This is a genomic window from Aeromicrobium sp. Root495, assembly GCF_001426755.1.
Taxonomy (GTDB): domain Bacteria; phylum Actinomycetota; class Actinomycetes; order Propionibacteriales; family Nocardioidaceae; genus Aeromicrobium.
In genome coordinates, this window is sequence record NZ_LMFJ01000001.1 from 697,536 (window position 1) to 710,684 (window position 13,149).

12 protein-coding genes and 1 pseudogene are annotated in these 13,149 nt (G+C 70.5%); 6 read left to right on the plus strand and 7 right to left on the minus strand.

Annotation, left to right across the window (positions count from 1 at the left end):
• Together ASD11_RS03610 and ASD11_RS03615 are read left to right on the plus strand one after the other, a co-directional pair.
• Complete coding sequence (locus tag ASD11_RS03610; protein ID WP_056283396.1) at positions 1 to 621, plus strand: metallophosphoesterase family protein; 621 nt, start codon at positions 1 to 3, stop codon at positions 619 to 621.
• Positions 615 to 1,472 (plus strand): ParB N-terminal domain-containing protein, encoded by an 858-nt coding sequence (locus ASD11_RS03615; RefSeq protein ID WP_200940061.1) that lies wholly within the window; start codon positions 615 to 617, stop codon positions 1,470 to 1,472. The genes ASD11_RS03610 and ASD11_RS03615 overlap by 7 nt, the downstream gene beginning before the upstream one ends.
• A gap of 63 nt (positions 1,473 to 1,535) precedes the next feature.
• Here the strand turns inward: ASD11_RS03615 and ASD11_RS03620 are convergent, their stop codons facing one another.
• From ASD11_RS03620 to ASD11_RS03640, 5 genes are read right to left on the minus strand one after another with little or no spacing between them, the layout of a single operon-like run.
• Positions 1,536 to 2,699: an ABC transporter ATP-binding protein gene (locus tag ASD11_RS03620; protein WP_056283401.1), complete on the minus strand. Its 1,164-nt coding sequence runs from the start codon at positions 2,697 to 2,699 to the stop codon at positions 1,536 to 1,538.
• A 4-nt stretch (positions 2,700 to 2,703) separates the two neighbouring features.
• Positions 2,704 to 3,546, minus strand: coding sequence for a carbohydrate ABC transporter permease (locus ASD11_RS03625; RefSeq protein ID WP_056288320.1), 843 nt, complete (start codon positions 3,544 to 3,546; stop codon positions 2,704 to 2,706).
• A gap of 4 nt (positions 3,547 to 3,550) precedes the next feature.
• Entirely contained in the window at positions 3,551 to 4,495 is a 945-nt protein-coding gene (locus ASD11_RS03630; RefSeq protein ID WP_056283405.1) for a carbohydrate ABC transporter permease, read from the minus strand.
• The gene (locus ASD11_RS03635; protein WP_082554150.1) at positions 4,492 to 5,811 is read right to left on the minus strand and encodes an extracellular solute-binding protein; all 1,320 of its coding nucleotides are present in this window, start codon (positions 5,809 to 5,811) and stop codon (positions 4,492 to 4,494) included. Before ASD11_RS03635 ends, ASD11_RS03630 begins: the two co-directional genes overlap by 4 nt.
• A gap of 55 nt (positions 5,812 to 5,866) precedes the next feature.
• On the minus strand, positions 5,867 to 7,513 hold the full coding sequence (locus tag ASD11_RS03640) for a glycoside hydrolase family 13 protein (protein WP_056283414.1): 1,647 nt from the start codon (positions 7,511 to 7,513) through the stop codon (positions 5,867 to 5,869).
• A 169-nt stretch (positions 7,514 to 7,682) separates the two neighbouring features.
• On the opposite strand from ASD11_RS03640, the gene ndk reads away from it, so the two are divergent.
• On the plus strand, positions 7,683 to 8,093 hold the full coding sequence (ndk, locus tag ASD11_RS03645) for a nucleoside-diphosphate kinase (RefSeq protein WP_056283417.1): 411 nt from the start codon (positions 7,683 to 7,685) through the stop codon (positions 8,091 to 8,093).
• Between the two features lie 9 nt (positions 8,094 to 8,102).
• Here ndk and ASD11_RS03650 read toward each other — a convergent pair whose 3' ends face one another.
• Positions 8,103 to 8,765: a hypothetical protein gene (locus ASD11_RS03650; protein ID WP_056283421.1), complete on the minus strand. Its 663-nt coding sequence runs from the start codon at positions 8,763 to 8,765 to the stop codon at positions 8,103 to 8,105.
• Positions 8,766 to 8,847: 82 nt separating this feature from the next.
• Between ASD11_RS03650 and ASD11_RS03655 the strand changes: the two genes are divergently transcribed.
• Positions 8,848 to 10,776 carry a TIGR03960 family B12-binding radical SAM protein gene (locus ASD11_RS03655; protein WP_056283424.1) on the plus strand — a complete coding sequence of 643 codons (1,929 nt, stop codon included), beginning with the start codon at positions 8,848 to 8,850 and terminating at the stop codon, positions 10,774 to 10,776.
• A 61-nt stretch (positions 10,777 to 10,837) separates the two neighbouring features.
• Here the strand turns inward: ASD11_RS03655 and ASD11_RS03660 are convergent, their stop codons facing one another.
• Positions 10,838 to 11,035, minus strand: a complete 198-nt coding sequence (locus ASD11_RS03660) for a hypothetical protein (protein ID WP_056283425.1) — start codon at positions 11,033 to 11,035, stop codon at positions 10,838 to 10,840.
• 146 nt (positions 11,036 to 11,181) lie between these two features.
• Here ASD11_RS03660 and ASD11_RS03665 point away from each other — a divergent pair, with 146 nt between their 5' ends.
• Both ASD11_RS03665 and ASD11_RS18625 read left to right on the plus strand, forming a co-directional pair.
• Entirely contained in the window at positions 11,182 to 11,964 is a 783-nt protein-coding gene (locus tag ASD11_RS03665) for a TIGR03936 family radical SAM-associated protein (RefSeq protein WP_235503232.1), read from the plus strand.
• 165 nt (positions 11,965 to 12,129) lie between these two features.
• Positions 12,130 to 13,149 (plus strand): annotated as a pseudogene (locus ASD11_RS18625) (ribonuclease E/G); the annotation flags it as partial.

Consider the following 13,149-nt stretch of genomic DNA (forward strand, 5'->3'; position numbering starts at 1 on the left):
ATGGTGCGTGTGCTGGCGGTCGCTGACGAAGAGGTCCTGACGTACGAGGACCGGGCCCGCTCGCTCGAGGTCGACCTCGTGGTCGCCGTGGGCGACCTGCCGTGGGACTACCTCGAGCGCCTCGTGTCGATCATCGGCGCCCCGGCCGTCTACGTCCCGGGCAACCACGAGCCCCAGGCGCGCGTGTGTGCGCCCGAGGGCATGGTCTCCGCCGACGACCGGGTCATCGACGTCGCGGGGCTGCGCATCGCCGGCCTCGGCGGGTGCGTGACCTACAACGGGGGACCGCACCAGTTCACCCAGGCCGAGTACGCCGAGCGCGCCGACCGCCTCGTCGAGCAGGCAGGTCCGGACGGCGTCGACCTCCTGCTCACCCATGCTCCGCCCTCAGGGCTCGGCGACGAGCCGGACGACCCGTGCCACGTGGGCATCGAGGCGCTCCACCCCCTGCTGGACTCGCTGACGCCCGCCTGGCACCTGCACGGTCACGTGCATCCCTTCGGGCTCGCCAAGGCCGACCGGCACGTCGGCGCCACCACGATCCGCAACGTCATCCCGTGGACGGTCCTGGAGCTGGAGCCTCGCGTGCTCCTCGTGGCGAGCGAGGCCCGCTCGTGGTGAGCAGCTCGGGCTCTCCGCGGGTCGACGCCGAGAGCGACTTCATGCGGGCCCGGCGCCACCAGGTGCTGCGGGCCCTCGCCGCTCGCCTCACCAACGACACCGACGACGTGGTGCAGTCCCTGTCGTTCGACGAGGTCATCGAGGCCCTGGGCCGCCGCGGCGAGCACTACGTGGGCACCAAGGTCATCCCGCTCGACGCCATCGTGGGCTCGGTCGACAAGATGCGCGACTTCGACCGCCGCTTCCGCCCGACGTCGGCGAGGAGCCGCGAGCGGTGGGAGCGACTGGCCCGGGCGAGCCGGACGGGCGAGGTCATCCCGCCGATCGAGGTGTACCAGGTGGGCGACTACTACTTCGTCCAGGACGGACATCATCGCGTCTCGGTGGCGCGCAGCCTCGGCGTCGGGCTCATCGAGGCCCGGGTGACGGCCATCGACACCTTCCTGCGGCCCGTCGGCATCGAGGCCCGCGCCGATCTCGAGCTCAAGTTCTGGCGACGCCTGATGCTCGAGCGTGTCCCGTTCACGGGTGAGGCCCGGGCCGTCGTGGCCGTGGACACCCCGTCCATGTACGGCGAGATCGCCGAGACGGTGGAGGCCTGGGCAGCCCGGACCATGCACGCGGAGGGTGCCTACATGGACCGCGAGACCATGGCGGCCCGCTGGTACGCCGAGGAGCTGGAGCCGGTGCTGCAGATGATCGAGGAGGCCGGTGTCCGCGGCGAGGACGAGCGTCCGGTCGAGGCCTACGTGCGGATCGCGTGCGAGCGCTACCGCCTCATCCGGGAGCACGAGTGGAACGCCGAGGTGCTCGAGCAGGTCAAGCGCGGCAAGGGCAAGAAGCCTCGCTGAGCGTGACGTCCGAGGGCCAGGAGCCGGGCTCCCGGCCCTCGGACGTCACACCAGCGGAGACGGTCAGAGGCCGACGGTGAGGTTCTCGCCGCTCGAGGGGTCGAAGAGGTGCATCTGGTCGGTGTCGATGAAGAGCGTCGTGTCGGCGTCCTCCTCGGCCTTGCTCGACGCGTCGAGCGAGACGACCAGCTGGGTGCGGAGCGAGTCGCTGTCGGACTCACGGGCCAGCTCCTTGAGCTGGTCCTGCACCGTGGCCTCGGCCTCGTAGGGGACGTAGGCGTACTGCTGGTCGCCGAGCCACTCGCGGACGTCGATGTGGGCCTTGAAGGTGCGGCTCGAGTCGACCTCGCCCTCGCCGATGACCGACACGTCCTCGAAGTGCTCGGGACGGACACCGGCCATGAGCAGGCCCTTGCCCGCCGTGCGCTCGGCCTTGTCGGCCGGGAGCGGGAAGGTGCCGAACGGCAGGGTGACCTCGGTGCCCTCCACGGTGGCGGGCAGGAAGTTCATGGGCGGTGAGCCGATGAAGCCGGCCACGAAGAGGTTGACGGGCTGCTCGTAGAGCTCGCGGGGTGAGGCGAGCTGCTGCAGGACGCCGCGCTTCATGACAGCCACGCGGTCGCCGAGCGTCATGGCCTCGGTCTGGTCGTGGGTGACGTAGACCGTGGTGATGCCGAGCTTCTTCTGCAGCCGGGCGATCTCGGTGCGCATCTGGCCGCGCAGCTTGGCGTCGAGGTTGGAGAGCGGCTCGTCGAACAGGAACGCCTTGGCCTCGCGCACGATGGCGCGACCCATGGCGACGCGCTGACGCTGGCCGCCCGAGAGGTTGGCCGGCTTGCGCTCCAGGTGCTCGTCGAGGTCGAGCGTCTTGCTGGCCTCGCGGACCTTCTCGTCGATCTCCTTCTCGGAGACCTTGGCCAGGCGCAGCGGGAACGCGATGTTCTCGTACACCGTGAGGTGCGGGTACAGCGCGTAGTTCTGGAACACCATCGACAGGTTGCGGTCGCGGGGGGCGAGGTCGTTGACCCGCTCGCCGCCGATCAGCATGTCGCCGTCGGTGATGTCCTCCAGCCCGACGATCATGCGCAGCAACGTGGACTTCCCGCAGCCGGACGGACCGACCAGGATCAGGAACTCGCCGTCGGCGACGTCGATGCTGACGTCGTTCACGGCGGGGAACCCGTCGCCGTACTTCTTGACGATGTGCTTCATCTCGATGGTGGCCATGAGATCAACCCTTCACTGCGCCGGCGGTGAGGCCGGCGACGATCTTGCGCTGGAAGAACAGGACGAGGACGACGATGGGGATGGTGGCCACCACCGCCGCGGCGGCGAGCAGCGAGGCCGGCCGGTTGAACGGGTCGGCGCCGACGAAGAACGACAGCGCCGCGGGGATCGGTCGGGCCCGCTCGGTGGAGGTGAGCGAGATCCCGAAGACGAAGTCGTTCCACGCGAAGAAGAACGTCAGGATGGCTGCGGTGAAGACGCCCGGCGCGGCCAGCGGCACGATCACCTTGCGGAACGCCTGCCACGGCGTGGCTCCGTCGACCTGGGCCGCCTGCTCCATCTCCCACGGGATCTCGCGGAAGAAGGCCGACAGCGTCCAGATGGCCAGGGGCAGGGTGAACGAGATGTACGGGATCATCAGGCCCCACCACGTGTCGTAGAGGCCGACGGTGCGCCACATGTCGAACAGCGGACCGACGAGCGAGACGACGGGGAACATCGCGATGACGAGTGCCGTGGTGAGCACGAACTTCTTGCCGCGGAACTCCAGCCTGGCGATGGCGTAGGCCGCGAGCGTCGCGAGCGCCACGGACAGGATGGTGGCGCTCAGCGAGACCACGATGGAGTTGCGGATGGCCAGCAGGAACGCGTCGTCCTGAAGCACCTGCTTGTAGTTGTCGAACCCTGCACCCGCCCCGGAGGCGGGGAAGAAGCCCGGGCTGCCGTTGGTGACGGCCTCCTGCGACTTGAAGGACAGGGAGACGATCCAGGCCACCGGGAGGAGGCACCAGAGGAGGATCAGCGTGACACCGACCCCGGTGCCGACCCGCTCTTTCACGTTGCTCATCACGTCACCCCTGCCGTGCATCTGCGAGATCGACCCTGAACAGCTTCACGATCACGGCGGCGACCACCAGGACCGAGAGGAAGAGCAGGACGGACAGCGCCGACCCGATCCCCAGCTGGAACTGCTCGATCACCTGGCGATACGTCAGGAACGAGATCGACTCGGTGTTGTTGGCACCCGCCGTCATGACGAAGATGTTGTCGAAGATCCGGTAGGCGTCGAGGGCCCGGAACAGGACGGCCACCATGATCGCGGCGCGCATGTTGGGCAGGATCACCTTGTAGAGCCGCTGGAACCACGTGGCGCCGTCGACCTTGGCGGCCTCGATCATGTCCTCGGACACCTGCGCCAGGCCGGCCAGCAGCAGGAGCGACATGAACGGCGTGGTCTTCCAGATCTCCGAGGCCATGATGGCCACGAGCGACGACCCCTGCTCGGCGAACCAGTTGAAGTCGGTGTCGATGAAGGGGAGCCAGCTGTTCACGAACCCGTTGGTGTTGGAGAACGCGAACTGCCACGCGAAGCCCGAGACCACCGTGATGACGCCGTAGGGGATCAGGATGGAGGTGCGGATGACGCCCCTCGCGAAGATCACCTTGTGCATGACCATGGCGAAGGCGAAGCCGATGACCAGCTCGAAGGACACCGTGACCACCATGATGAACACGGTGATGAGCGTGTCGCGCCAGAAGAGGCCGTCGGTGAGCGCCGTGACGTAGTTGCTCAGGCCGATGAACGTGCGGTCGTCGGGTGCCGTGAGCGAGTAGTCGAAGAGCGACAGGTACAGCGCCCGCAGCATGGGGAACGCCGTGACGAGCAGCATGAGTGCCAGCGGCAGGGCCACGAGCTTGAGTGCGAGCCGGTTCTCGCTGCGCGAGCGGTCCGAGTCCGGCGCCTTGGGTGGCTTGGACGGCTTGTGGGACGTGGGTCTGGCTTCCGTGGTGGTCACAGGAGTGCCTTTCCGCTCAGGATGTCCTCGAGGAACGAGGCCGACCTCTTCGGAGTGCCGGGCCCGACCGAGGTGGGCGAGTGCCAGCGGGACTGGATGGCGCTCGAGATCTGGCTGTAGAACGCGCTCTTGGGGCGCGGTCCGCCGGAGTCGACGCTCTCGCGCCACAGCGTGAGCAGCGCGGGCGGGTAGGCCTTCTTGAGCTCGTCGGAGTCGTACACCGACTGGCGCGAGGGCATGAGGCCCTCGTTGACCGCGAGAGCGCTCTGCGCCTTGGCGTCGGTGACGCAGATGGCGGCCTGCTGGGCGAGGTCGGGGTGCTTGGAGTACGCACCGACGCCGATGTCGATGCCGCCCACGGGAGGCTTGGACTCCTGGCCTGCGACGGTCTGCGGGTAGCGGGTGAACCCGAGGTCCTCGAGCTCGGCCTTGTCCTTGGGGCCGCCGGGCTTGCCGAGGAGTCCCTCGTAGTTCTTGTAGACGAAGGTCCAGTTCGTCATGAACTCCCCGGCGCCCTGGGCGGGGTACATCTGGCCCAGGCTCGTGCCCTCGTTGGAGGTGGTGAAGTCGGGCTGCGCGGCCTTGGACCGCGCGAGCTTGCGGATGACGGCGGCGGCGTCCTCGCCGGCCTGGGAGCTGATCGTGACCTTGGCGTCGCGGCCGCTCTCGACGGTGGACGGGTCGAGGATGTTGCCGCCCGCGCCCTGGATGAGCGAGTTGATCCAGACCACGTAGGCCTCGTACTTGTTGGCCTGGACGCCCACGGTGCCGTCGTTCTCGGACGCGGCGTCGATGACCTGGTCCCACGTGACGGGCTTGGTCATGTCGAGGCCTGCAGCCTCGGCGAGGGACTTGCGGTACCAGAGCACCTGCGTGTTGGCCCACTGCGGAGCGGCCACCACCTGGTCGTCCCACTGCACGGTCTCGGCGATGCCCTTGAGGACGTCGTCGTCGAGGACCTTCCCGGCCAGGTCGCCCTTGAACGGCAGGAGCCACTTGGCGTTGGCGAACTCCGGCACGAAGACCGGGTCGAGGCTCATGAGGTCGGTGGAGCTGTCCTTGGCCGCGAGACGACGCGCGAGCTGCGTGCGCTGGTCGGTGGCGCTGGAGGGCAGCAGGTTGATCTTGATCGTGTACTCGTCGGTGCTGCAGCTCTTGGCCAGGGCGTTGAGCGTGTCCTGGCCGTCCGGGTTGATGTACCAGTTGAGCGTGGCCGGGCCGCTGTCGCCGCCGCCGCACGCGGTGAGGACGGAGCAGGCCAGGACAGCACTGGCTGCAGCGGCCACGGCACGGCGCGCTCGAGCAGGTCTTGTCATGTTTCCCCCTTCGCGTGACTCAGGTCACGTCGAGATCTTCAACCTAGGGGGACGCTCAGATCGGCGCAACCGCGCCGTCGAGCCACACCGTGACCCCCGCGGGAACGGTCGATCCGGTCAGCGGCTCGCTGCTCACGACCACGGCCGGGTCGGCCGGGAGGGTGACGGGGGAGGCGCCCACGGCGGTCACGACGGTGGTGTCACCGGCGTCCGTGCTCACGACGAACCACAGGACGTCGGGGTCCTGGTGCTCGACCCATCGGAGGCGTCCGAGGCCCAGGGAGCGTGCGCGTCGCGCGCGCAGGAGGGACCGGTAGAGCTCGAGCGTCGAGCCCTCGACGCCGTCCTGCGAGGCGGGGGAGAGCCGGGCGTAGGCCTCGGGCTGGGGGAGCCACGGGTCACCCTTCGGTCCGAAGCCCAGGGACGAGCCCGCGGGCGCCCACGGCACCGGCACCCGGCAGCCGTCGCGGCCCCGCCGCGCGTGCCCGGAGCGCTCCCACGTGGGGTCCTGGAGCACGTCCTCAGGGAGCTCGGTGGCGTCGGGCAGGCCCAGCTCCTCGCCCTGGTAGAGGTAGGCCGAGCCGGGGAGCGCGAGCATGAGCGCCGTCGCCGCCCGGGCCCTCCGCAGGCCCAGCTCGGCGTCGGGCTGCTCGTCGTCGGGCCCGATGCCCTCGGTGACGACCGTCCGGCTGGCGTCGGCGCGGCCGAGACGCGTGGCGTGTCGCACGACGTCGTGGTTGGAGAGCACCCAGGTCTGCGGCGCGCCGACGTCGGCGGCACTCGCCAGGGACGTCGTGATGGACGCGCGCAGCGCGGCAGCGTCCCACGGTGTGAGGAGGAAGCTGAAGTTGAACGTCTGGTGCAGCTCGTCGGGGCGCACGTAGCGGGCCAGGGCCTCCGGAGGGCCGACCCAGGCCTCGCCGCACAGCATGCGGTCGTCCGCGTAGGTGTCCGTGAGCCGACGCCAGTCGCGGTAGATCTCGTGGACGCCCGGCTGGTCCCACATGGGCAGCAGGCCCGTGGGGTCGCGGTGGGGGTCCAGCGTCAGGTCGGCGTCGGGGAGCCCCTCGGCCTTGACCAGCCCGTGGGCGACGTCGATGCGGAAGCCGTCCACGCCGCGGTCGAGCCAGAACCGCAGGACGCTCTCGAGCTCCGCCCGCACCTCGGGGTTGGTCCAGTCGAAGTCGGGCTGCGTCACGTCGAAGAGATGCAGGTACCAGGAGCCGTCGGCGAGACGGCTCCAGGCCGGTCCGCCGAAGTTGCTCGTCCAGTTGTTGGGCGGCAGCTCTCCGTCCGTGCCGCGGCCCTCGCGGAAGACGTAGCGCGCCCGCTCCGGGCTCCCCGGGCCGGCCGCGAGTGCGGCCTGGAACCACGGGTGCTCCGACGAGGAGTGGTTGGGGACGACGTCCACCACGACCCGCAGCCCGAGGGCGTGAGCACGCTCCACGAGCGCGTCGAAGTCCTCGAGGGTGCCGAAGAGCGGGTCGACGTCGCGGTAGTCGGCGACGTCGTAGCCGGCGTCGTTCTGGGGCGAGGTGTAGAACGGCGACAGCCACAGCGCGTCGATGCCCAGCGAGACCAGGTGCTCGAGCCGCGACGTGATGCCGGGGAGGTCGCCCACGCCGTCGCCGTCGCCGTCCGCCCACGAGCGGGGATAGACCTGGTAGATGACGGCGTCGCGCCACCAGGGTGTGGTGCTCATGCGGCTCCTCCGACGGTCGACTCTGCCGGGTCCCACGCTAGGCGGTCACCGTGAGGCCCACCGGGTCGGTGCCCGTCGGCCACCCGTGCGTCTCGCGGGACCCGGGCCGAGGTGCCGGGGCGGTCGGGCGAGCGAGAGGTGCGGCGAGAGGGCCGCTAGGTTACGAGGCATGAGCCAGCGAACTCTCGTCCTGATCAAGCCCGACGCCGTGCGCCGCGGCCTCGTGGGTGCGGTGCTGTCGCGCTACGAGTCCAAGGGCCTGACCATCGTGGCGCTCGAGCACCGTCAGATCGACGCGGCGCAGGCCGACGCGCACTACGCCGAGCACGTCGACCAGCCCTGGTACCCGCCGCTGCGCGAGTTCGCCGTCTCCGGTCCGCTCGTGGCCTTGGTCCTCGAGGGCGACGAGGCCATCTCCGTGGTCCGGACGCTCAACGGCGCCACCGACGGCCGGGCCGCTGCGCCGGGCACGGTCCGCGGCGACCTCTCGCTGTCCAACCGCGAGAACCTCGTGCACGCCTCCGACTCGCCTGAGTCGTCCGAGCGCGAGATCGCGCTCTGGTTCCCGAACCTGGTCTGACCCCTCGGCTCACGCCGGGGTGGGGGGCTCCAGCTCAGGCGGGCCGACCCACGGCACGACGACGTGTCCGAGCACGGTGTGGAAGCGGCCTCGCGTCTCCTCCGGGAGCCACACGACGTCGTGCCCCCGTGAGGCCAGGTCCACGGGCTGCTGCAGGGTGACGGCGTCGACGGCCTGACGGAGGTCGTCGCCGGGACGTTCGTCCTCGAGCTCCACGAGGGTGATGCTCACGCTGACGGGGGTGTCGTTGGGGTTGGCCACGCCGACTCCCCAGAACTCCTCGGGGTCGAGCGTGGCCTTCATGGAGAGGTCGACCATGAGCACCTCCACCGGCTGGGTGAGGTCGGGCAGGTCCACCTCCTCGATGCTCGAGGCGCCGATGCGCACGGCCCGCACGAGCCGCGCACCCTGGCCGTGGAAGTGGAGGACGTCGCTGATCTCGCTGCCGGGCGGCGCGACGAGCTCGCCGCGGTCGATGCCGAGCACGGAGCCGACCTCCACATGAGGCAGCACCCGGCCGTACGGGTCGAGCGGCTCGAAGCGCAGGGTCGGCCGGAGGCACGCCTCGGAGCCGTTGGTGAAGAACACCTGCTGGTCGAGACCGTCGGCGTCGGCGGCTCGCGCCACGTAGCGGACGGAGACGGACGGACGGCGCCGGGAGAACAGACCCATGGGACGAGCCTATCCAGGCGGCCCGTGGTCGGGGGCGGCGGAACGCGAAGGACGGCTCGGTGCGGCGGGTAGGCTTGAAGCCATGTCTGTCGAGTCGTTGTTCCCCCGTCTGGAGCCGTTGCTGCCGAGCGTCGGCAAGCCGATCCAGTACGTCGGCGGCGAGCTCAACGCCACGGTGAAGGACTGGGACGAGGCCACGGTCCGCTGGGCGCTCATGTACCCGGACGCCTACGAGGTCGGCCTGCCCAACCAGGGCGTCCAGATCCTCTACGAGGTCCTCAACGAGCGCGACTGGATCCTCGCCGAGCGCACGTACGCCGTGCTCGCCGACATGGAGGCGCTCATGCGCGAGCACGGCATCGGCCAGTTCACGGTCGACGCCCACCGTCCCGTCAAGGCCTTCGACCTGCTGGGCGTGAGCTTCTCCACCGAGCTGGGCTACACCAACCTGCTCACGGCCCTCGACCTCGCGGGCATCCCGCTGCACGCCGTCGACCGCGGCGACGACGACCCCATCGTGCTGGCCGGAGGTCACAGCGCCTTCAACCCCGAGCCCGTCGCCGACTTCATCGACGCCGCCGTCCTGGGCGACGGCGAGGAGGTCGTCCTGGCCATCTCCGACCTCGTGCGCGAGTGGAAGGAGGAGGGCCGTCCCGGTGGCCGGGCCGAGGTGCTGCGCCGCCTGGCCGTCTCCGGCGGTGTCTACGTCCCGCAGCTCTACGACGTCACCTATCTCGACGACGGCCGCATCGGGCACGTGGTCCCCAACACCCCGGGCGTCCCGCACCGGGTCACCAAGCACACGCTCATGGACCTCGACGCGTGGCCGTACCCCAAGAACCCGCTCGTCCCGCTCGCCGAGACGGTGCACGAGCGCTACTCCGTGGAGATCTTCCGCGGGTGCACGCGCGGCTGCCGCTTCTGCCAGGCCGGCATGATCACGCGTCCCGTGCGGGAGCGCTCCATCGAGACCATCGGCGCCATGGTGGCCAACGGGCTCGAGAAGTCGGGCTACGAGGAGGTCGGCCTGCTCTCGTTGTCCAGCGCCGACCACACCGAGATCGGCGACGTCGCCAAGCAGCTCGGCGACCGGTACGAGGGCACCAACACGTCGCTTTCCTTGCCGTCCACCCGGGTCGACGCCTTCAACATCACCCTCGCCAACGAGTTCAGCCGCAACGGTCGACGCTCGGGGCTCACGTTCGCCCCCGAGGGCGGGAGCGAGCGCCTGCGCAAGGTCATCAACAAGGCGGTCAGCGAGGACGACCTCATCCGCACCGTCGCCGCGGCCTACTCGCACGGCTGGCGCCAGGTGAAGCTCTACTTCATGTGCGGCCTGCCCACCGAGACCGACGAGGACGTCCTGCAGATCGGCGACCTGGCCAAGCGCGTCATCGACGTCGGCCGCGAGGTCTCCGGCCGGCGCGACATCCGCTGCACCGTCTCCATCGGCGGGTTCGTGCCCAAGCCGCACACGCCGTTCCAGTGGGCCGAGCAGCTCGACCACGAGACCACCGACGACCGCCTGCGCCAGCTGCGGGCCTCGGTGCAGTCCGACAAGCGCTACGGCAAGGCCATCGGCTTCCGCTACCACGACGGCAAGCCCGGGATCGTCGAGGGACTGCTCTCGCGCGGCGACCGCCGCGTCGGCAAGGTCGTCGAGGCCGTGTGGCGCGACGGTGGCCGGTTCGACGGCTGGAGCGAGCACTTCTCCTACGACCGCTGGGCCGAGCAGGCTGCGCTGGCGCTCGAAGGCACGGGCGTCGATCTCGACTGGTTCACCACGCGGGCCCGCGAGTACGACGAGGTCCTGCCGTGGGACCACCTCGACTCCGGCCTCGACAAGGACTGGCTCTGGGAGGACTGGCTCGACGCCCTCGACCCGGAGGCTCTCGAGGTCGAGGACTGCCGCTGGACCCCGTGCTACGACTGCGGCGTCTGCCCGCAGATGGGCACCGACATCCAGATCGGCCCCACCGGCAAGACGCTCATCCCGCTGACGGTCGTCTAGCGCTCCGACGGGCTCGGGCGGCGTGCGCCGCCCGAGCCCGTCGGAGGCCTGTCGTGCGGCATCAGTGCGTCGCGGCCGAGACGACCCCGGCCGAGCCGGCACGGGCCTTGCGGGCCAGCTCGGCGATGAAGGCCAGGCGGTCGCCGCCGTGCCGGGCGACCTCGCGCTCCGCCACCCGGCGGCGGCGCTCGAGGCGCTGGGTGAGCTCACGCTCACGCTGCTGGTTCTCCTGCAGGATGAAGCTGTCGTTGACGATCATGATGTTCTCCTTCGGTCTTCCTCCAACCTCGTCGCTGAGGCAGGAGGGCCACATCGGGTGAACGCCCAGTCCTGGAGCCCCGACATCGCGCGGAGGGCCCTCTGAGGTACCTCATGCGGGCGAGGCGGGCGGCTAAGGTCGTCCGGGTGAACAGCGAAGGCGGCACGACCCTGCAGGGAACGCCCAACCCCGAAGCCCCCAACCCGCAGCTGCCCATCGTCCAGAAGCTGCGGATCCGCTACACCAAGCGCGGTCGGCTGCGCTTCACGAGCCACCGCGACTTCGCCCGGGCCTTCGAGCGGGCGGTCCGACGCGCCGGCATCTCCATCGCGTTCTCGTCGGGCTTCACGCCACACCCCAAGATCTCCTACGCCAACGCCACGCCCACGGGAGCCGGCAGCGAGGCCGAGTACCTCGAGATCGGCCTGACGCGCGCCGCCGACCCCGCCGAGGTGCGCGAGCGCCTCGACGCCGCGCTGCCCCCGGGTCTCGACGTCGTGGAGGTCGTCGTCGCAGGTCAGGGATCCTTGGCCGACCGTCTGGAGGCGAGCGCGTGGTCCATCGCGCTGCCCGGAGTGAGCCTCGAGGACCTCCGGTCGGCCGCCGACGCGTTCTGGTCGGCGGACGTCGTGGAGGTGGAGCGGATGACCAAGCGAGGCATGCGCACCTTCGACGCGAGAGGCCCCGTGACGTCACTCGACGTTCATTCCGACGACGCCTCCGACGGTCCATGTGCGATACTGACCATGGTCGTCCGACACGAAGTACCGTCGGTTCGGCCGGACGACGTCCTCGCCGGGCTGCGATCCCGGGGTGGTCTCACGACCGGACAGGCGCCAGTGGCGACCCGGACGGCCCAGGGCCCCCTCGACCCACAGACCGGCACGGTCGGCGATCCGTTCGCCCTCGACCGCGACGCATCATCCTGATGACGACCGCGGCGGGTAGGACGGGGAGCCAGTGACAGACCGGGAGCCGCCGTCACACCGGGTGAGCGGACAGCGCCCTCCCGGCAACCAGGCTTGAGGTCCCCAGCGGACCGCATACGCACAGTCCGGCAGCATCCCCAGGGGTCGCCGGGCGAAGGAGAGCACGTGCTCGACGACAACGAGAACAAGACCACCGAGACCACCACGACCACCACCACGACGAGCAGCACCCGTCGTCGTGCCGCCGGTCGCCCCGCCGGCCCGCCGGCCCCGGTGAGCTCCGACATCTTCGCGCCGCCCGCGCCGGTCAAGAAGACCTCGCGCTCCGCGCCCAAGAAGAAGGCGCCCTCCGAGGAGCCTGCCGAGCAGGCGCCCGAGGCTGTGGCCGGCGACGAGACCCCCGCGGCCCGGAAGAAGGCGCCCGCCAAGAAGGCCGCTGCCAAGAAGTCGGCCCCGGCCCGCAAGAAGGCCGCGTCGTCGGACGACGCACCGCAGGACGACGAGAAGTCCACGCCTGCTGCCGAGACCGCCCCGCCGGCCGTCGAGGGTGACGAGCCCGCCGCCAGGCCCGCGCGCAAGCGCACCGCCAAGGCGCCGGTCGCCGGCGGTCTGACGTTCCAGGCTCCGCCCGCCACGCCCGCTCCCGCGCGGAGCGCACGCGACGACGAGAGCGACGACGCCGAGGAGCGGCCCGTCCAGGACCGCGCATCCGGCCAGGACGGCGACGAGTCCGACTCCGACGGTGATGGGGCGCCCAAGCGTCGCCGCCGCAGCCGTGGTGGACGCCGCCGCAGCAAGGGCGCCGACGACCAGGGCGGCAACGAGTCCAACGACGGCTCCGAGCCCCGCGAGTCCGACACCTCCGACGACGACGCCTCCGGCGACGACCAGGGCAACGGCGAGAGCGGCGGCTCCAACAGCACGCGCCGACGCCGTCGTCGCGCCCGCTCCGGCGAGGAGCCCGGCGGATCGCCCGACGATCCCGACAACACCGTGGTCCGCGTCCGTGAGGGACGCTCCGCGGAGGACGAGATCACCAGCGTCGCCGGCTCCACGCGCCTCGAGGCCAAGAAGCAGCGCCGCCGCGAGGGCCGCGAGGCCGGACGCCGCCGCGCGCCCATCGTCACCGAGTCCGAGTTCCTGGCCCGCCGCGAGTCGGTCGAGCGCCAGATGGTCGTGCGCCAG

Bases quoted from the DNA above. Each gene is read 5' to 3' on its own strand.
- ndk (WP_056283417.1), top strand. From the start codon at position 7,683: ATGAGCCAGCGAACTCTCGTCCTGATCAAGCCCGACGCCGTGCGCCGC.
- ASD11_RS03640 (WP_056283414.1), bottom strand. From the start codon at position 7,513: ATGAGCACCACACCCTGGTGGCGCGACGCCGTCATCTACCAGGTCTAT.
- ASD11_RS03625 (WP_056288320.1), bottom strand. From the start codon at position 3,546: ATGAGCAACGTGAAAGAGCGGGTCGGCACCGGGGTCGGTGTCACGCTG.
- ASD11_RS03655 (WP_056283424.1), top strand. From the start codon at position 8,848: ATGTCTGTCGAGTCGTTGTTCCCCCGTCTGGAGCCGTTGCTGCCGAGC.
- ASD11_RS03660 (WP_056283425.1), bottom strand. From the start codon at position 11,035: ATGATCGTCAACGACAGCTTCATCCTGCAGGAGAACCAGCAGCGTGAG.
- ASD11_RS03610 (WP_056283396.1), top strand. From the start codon at position 1: ATGGTGCGTGTGCTGGCGGTCGCTGACGAAGAGGTCCTGACGTACGAG.
- ASD11_RS03650 (WP_056283421.1), bottom strand. From the start codon at position 8,765: ATGGGTCTGTTCTCCCGGCGCCGTCCGTCCGTCTCCGTCCGCTACGTG.
- ASD11_RS03635 (WP_082554150.1), bottom strand. From the start codon at position 5,811: ATGACAAGACCTGCTCGAGCGCGCCGTGCCGTGGCCGCTGCAGCCAGT.
- ASD11_RS03620 (WP_056283401.1), bottom strand. From the start codon at position 2,699: ATGGCCACCATCGAGATGAAGCACATCGTCAAGAAGTACGGCGACGGG.